4 protein-coding genes and 1 pseudogene are annotated in these 4,384 nt (G+C 35.6%); all 5 read left to right on the forward strand.

What is annotated here, in order from left to right; genetic code table 11:
• Positions 1–144 precede the first annotated feature (144 nt).
• The 5 genes and pseudogenes from lepB to AB1349_13060 all read left to right on the forward strand — a co-directional run bounded on the left by lepB (position 145) and on the right by AB1349_13060 (position 4,211).
• On the forward strand, positions 145–651 hold the full coding sequence (gene lepB, locus AB1349_13040) for a signal peptidase I (GenBank protein MEW6558249.1): 507 nt from the start codon (positions 145–147) through the stop codon (positions 649–651).
• Positions 652–653: 2 nt separating this feature from the next.
• Entirely contained in the window at positions 654–2,120 is a 1,467-nt protein-coding gene (trpE, locus tag AB1349_13045; protein MEW6558250.1) for an anthranilate synthase component I, read from the forward strand.
• A gap of 88 nt (positions 2,121–2,208) precedes the next feature.
• Entirely contained in the window at positions 2,209–2,811 is a 603-nt protein-coding gene (locus AB1349_13050; protein ID MEW6558251.1) for an aminodeoxychorismate/anthranilate synthase component II, read from the forward strand.
• Positions 2,808–3,107, forward strand: a pseudogene (locus tag AB1349_13055) (anthranilate phosphoribosyltransferase). The gene AB1349_13050 and the pseudogene AB1349_13055 overlap by 4 nt, the downstream one beginning before the upstream one ends.
• A gap of 153 nt (positions 3,108–3,260) precedes the next feature.
• Positions 3,261–4,211: a transposase gene (locus AB1349_13060; GenBank protein ID MEW6558252.1), complete on the forward strand. Its 951-nt coding sequence runs from the start codon at positions 3,261–3,263 to the stop codon at positions 4,209–4,211.
• The last annotated feature ends 173 nt before the right edge of the window (positions 4,212–4,384 follow it).

Consider the following 4,384-nt stretch of genomic DNA (forward strand, 5'->3'; position numbering starts at 1 on the left):
GTAGAAAAAACTTCAGGAGAAAAAATATGATTGTATGCTATGAGGGAAAAATTGCTTATGGCAAAATTAAAGACCGACTACTTTTTTATTTGCCTTTTTAGTAAAATTTTGATATAATTTTAACATATATGAATTAAGACGAATATGAAACGGATTTTATGGCTGGTTTTTGTCGCTGTATTTATCGCGCTAATTTTGAGAACTTTTGTGTTTGAAGGAATTTATATCGCATCTGATTCAATGCTTCCAACTTTGCAACTCAACGACCATTTTTTTGTGGATAAACTAACATATAATTTCAGACAGCCGCAAAGAGGCGAAATCATAGTTTTTAAGTCGCCTGTAACAGATGAAAAAGAGCTTGTGAAAAGGATTATTGCCGTCGGCGGTGATATTGTAACAATACAGAACAAAGATGTGTTTGTTAATAGTCAGAAACTTGAAGAACCATATACACAACATACCCGACCTGATGAGATACTTAAAGGCGATAAAATTACTGACTTAAAAATTCCGGAAAACTGTTTTTTTGTTTTAGGCGATAACCGTGATGAATCAAACGATTCACGGGACTGGTTTGATTCTAAAACTGGTGAGCATATCTATTTTATACATAAAGATTTTGTAAAAGGAAAAATTATCAAATTCTAAAAATGTACCAACCATCTGAAAAAGAATTTAACAGCTTAACAAAAAATAATTATGGTGTGCAACTGTATAAAGAAATCCCTGTCAGTAGTGAAACACCTGTATCTGCCTATCTGAAACTTGGCGGGAAATATCCGTCATGTCTTTTAGAAAGCGTAGAAGGCGAAGAAAAACTTGCAAGATATTCATTCCTGATTTTATCGCCTGATATTATATTCCAGAGTAAAAACAATTCAGTCACAATACAGAATAAAAAGAAAAAAAAAACCATTATAACAGATAACCCGCTATTTTGTCTCAAAAGTTTATTGAGCCGGAATAAATTTATACATAACAAAATACTGCCTCGTCTTTCAGGCGGTGCGATTGGCTATATCGGGTATGATTACATCAGAAATATTGAAAAAATACCCGATAGAAAAAAAACAGGTCTGAACCTGCCTGAACTTTATTTTATATTCCCGAAAGTTATTATCGTATTTGACCATTTGAAACAAAAAATAAAAATTATTCGTATTGTTAAGCCATCTGAAAAAATAAGTTATGCTGATGTTTGTAAGGAGATTGAAAAGGTTATTGAAAAACTGGCGAACCCGATTCTTATAAAAACAGCCCGCGCTGAAACAGGATTTGTTAAATCAAATACTAAAAAAGAAAAATTCTTGAAAGCAGTTAAAAAAACAAAAAAATATGTCAAGGATGGTGATATTATTCAGGCGGTTTTATCACAACGGCTTGAGACAACATTTGTTGGAGAGCCGTTTGAAATTTACAGGGTTTTGCGTATCCTGAATCCTTCACCGTATATGTACTATTTTAATCTTGATAATGTAAGAATTATCGGCTCTTCACCTGAAATACTTGTCAGATTAGAAAATGGTATTGCTAATGTTAGACCTATCGCCGGGACACGACCTCGTGGAAAAGACGAATCCGAAGATAACAAACTTCAAAATGAACTTTTGGCTGACGAAAAAGAAAAAGCAGAACATTTGATGCTGCTGGATTTAGGCAGAAATGATTTAGGCCGGGTCTGCGATTTTAACAGTATCAAAGTGAACAAATTTATGTCAATAGAAAAATACTCGCATGTGATGCATATTGTCTCGGATGTCGTCGGAAAATTAAAACCAGAATCTGATGCGTTTGAATTATTAAAAGCAACATTCCCTGCAGGAACTGTTACAGGTGCGCCAAAAATCAGAGCGATGGAAATAATTGAAGAACTTGAGCCAACAAAACGCGGGCTCTATGCTGGCGCGGTCGGCTACTTTGATTACTCGGGTAATATGGATTTTGCGATAAATATAAGAACGATAATTATGAAAGGAAAAAAGGCATATATTCAGGCAGGTGCAGGAATTGTCGCCGATTCTGTGCCTGAAAAAGAATATGAAGAAACGATGAACAAAGCGAGAGGAATGCTGAAAGCAATAGAAATGGCAGCAAACAAAGTTGTATCAGGCTGGTAGAAACGCGAATAAACGCGAATAACAAACGCAAATATTCGCGAATATACGCGTTAGATTTGCGACAATTAGCGTGTTCACGGAGTAAAATATGATATTAGTTATTGATAATTACGATTCTTTCGTTTATAACCTGGTTCAGTATCTTGGTGAATTAAATCCGGATATAAAAGTTTTCAGAAATGATAAAATTACACTTTCTGAAATAGAAAAAATGAACCCGTCACAAATTGTAATCTCACCAGGACCTTGCACACCAAAAGAGGCAGGAATTTCTGTTGAACTTGTGAAACATTTTGCTGGAAAAATTCCAATTTTAGGCGTATGCCTTGGTCACCAATCAATCGGTGCTGCCTTCGGCGGAAAAATAGTTCATGCTAAAAAACTTATGCACGGCAAAACATCAATGATTTATCACGATGGCAAAACGATTTTTAAAGGAATCTCCAATCCGTTTGAAGCTACAAGATATCACTCATTAGTGGTAGAAAAAAAATCACTGCCAAAATGTTTAGAAATTTCCACACGGACAAAAGACGGTGAAATAATGGGTCTCCGCTTAAAAACTGTCAACCGTCAACCGTTAACCGTCAACTGCTGTGTAGAAGGAATACAATTCCATCCCGAATCAATCTTAACAAAGCCCGGTAAAAAATTACTGAAAAACTTCTTAGAGTATGGAGTGAAAAAATGATTAAAGAAACGATTGCAAAAGTTGTGGGAATGGAAAATCTGACGGAAAAAGAAGCGGTTGAGGTAATGACGGAAATTATGACAGGTCAGGCAACCGAAGCGCAGATTGCATCATTCATCACTGCATTGCGAATGAAAGGCGAAACAGTTGAAGAAATAACCGGTTGTGCAAAAGTGATGCGTGAACATGCAACACAAATTACCATCAAAAAACACGCGGTTGATATTGACAGAGACGAAATCAATATTGACTGGGAAACGATTGTGGATACCTGTGGAACCGGCGGTGATAAAACGTGCGGAACTGTGCGGAACTGGGAACTGTGCCTGGGAACTGGGGAACTGGCTGGGGAACTGTGGGGAATTGTGGGGAACTGGGAACTGGAACTGGGGGAACTGTGCCAGACTTGAAATTTTCAAAATTTTCAAATTTTTTAATACACTAAAAATATGCCACGCAAACCAAGGATAGAATATTCGGGCGCATTTTACCATGTTATTTCTCGTGGGAATAATCGGAAAGTTATATTTCACAAAAGAGATGACTACAAAGAATTTTTGAAATGTCTTGAGATTACCCGTCAAAGATATCCATATATATTGTATGCATATAAACTTATGCCGAACCATTTTCACCTATTAATAGAGACAAAAGGAGATAAACTATCAGTGATAATGCAAAGTATGTTAACCCGATATGCGAGATACTTCAATATAAAGTATAAAAAGGTGGGACATCTATTTCAGGGACGATATAAAGCAATACTGTGTCAAAAGGAAAATTATCTTTTGGAATTAATAAGGTATATTCATCTTAATTGTATTCGGGCTGGACTTGTAAAAAGTCCTTCCCAATGGTTATGGTCAAGTCATAGAGTATATTTAGGGTTAGAGAGAAATCCTATAGTTGATGACCGGAAGGTGTTAGAATTTTTTGATAGGGATATAAATAATGCTCGTAAAAAATATGCTGAATTTATAAGGGAAGGTATCACTCTGAAATCAAGAAAAGAGTTATATCCACCTGAAAGATTTCCTGTATTGGGTAATGAAAAGTTTTTGGAGAAGATTGGGAAAGAGGAAAAGGAATTGAGGCGTCGTTTTGATGTTACTTTTCGGGTTGGATTAGAAAATTTAATAAAAGTAGTAGCTAATGTGACAGGTATACACAAAGATAAGATAAGTGGTTCTCAACAGACCCGTGAATGTTCTTTTGCTCGTGATATTTTTTCATATATCGCTCGGAATTATTGTAAGCAGAAAGTTTCCAAAATTGCTTGCTTTCTCCATCGGTCAATATCTACAATAACTATGAGTTTGCGAAGGACGGAAAGCAGATTAAACGCGAACAGCAGATATAAATCTGTAATAAAAGAAGTTACTAAAAGAATAAAAAAGTAAAAACATTGAAAATTTCAAGTCTGGCACGGTATTCGCTCGGTATTCGCCCCGAAATATTTTCAATGACCGGTGTAATCTCGCCTGCTTTATGGTGGGCTGATTATAAGATTCTGGATGAAATAGAAAAATCGCCAAAGAAAAAGATTAAACTATATCTTGATATGGGAACAAAA

Source organism: Elusimicrobiota bacterium (genome assembly GCA_040757695.1).
GTDB lineage: Bacteria > Elusimicrobiota > UBA8919 > UBA8919 > UBA8919 > JBFLWK01.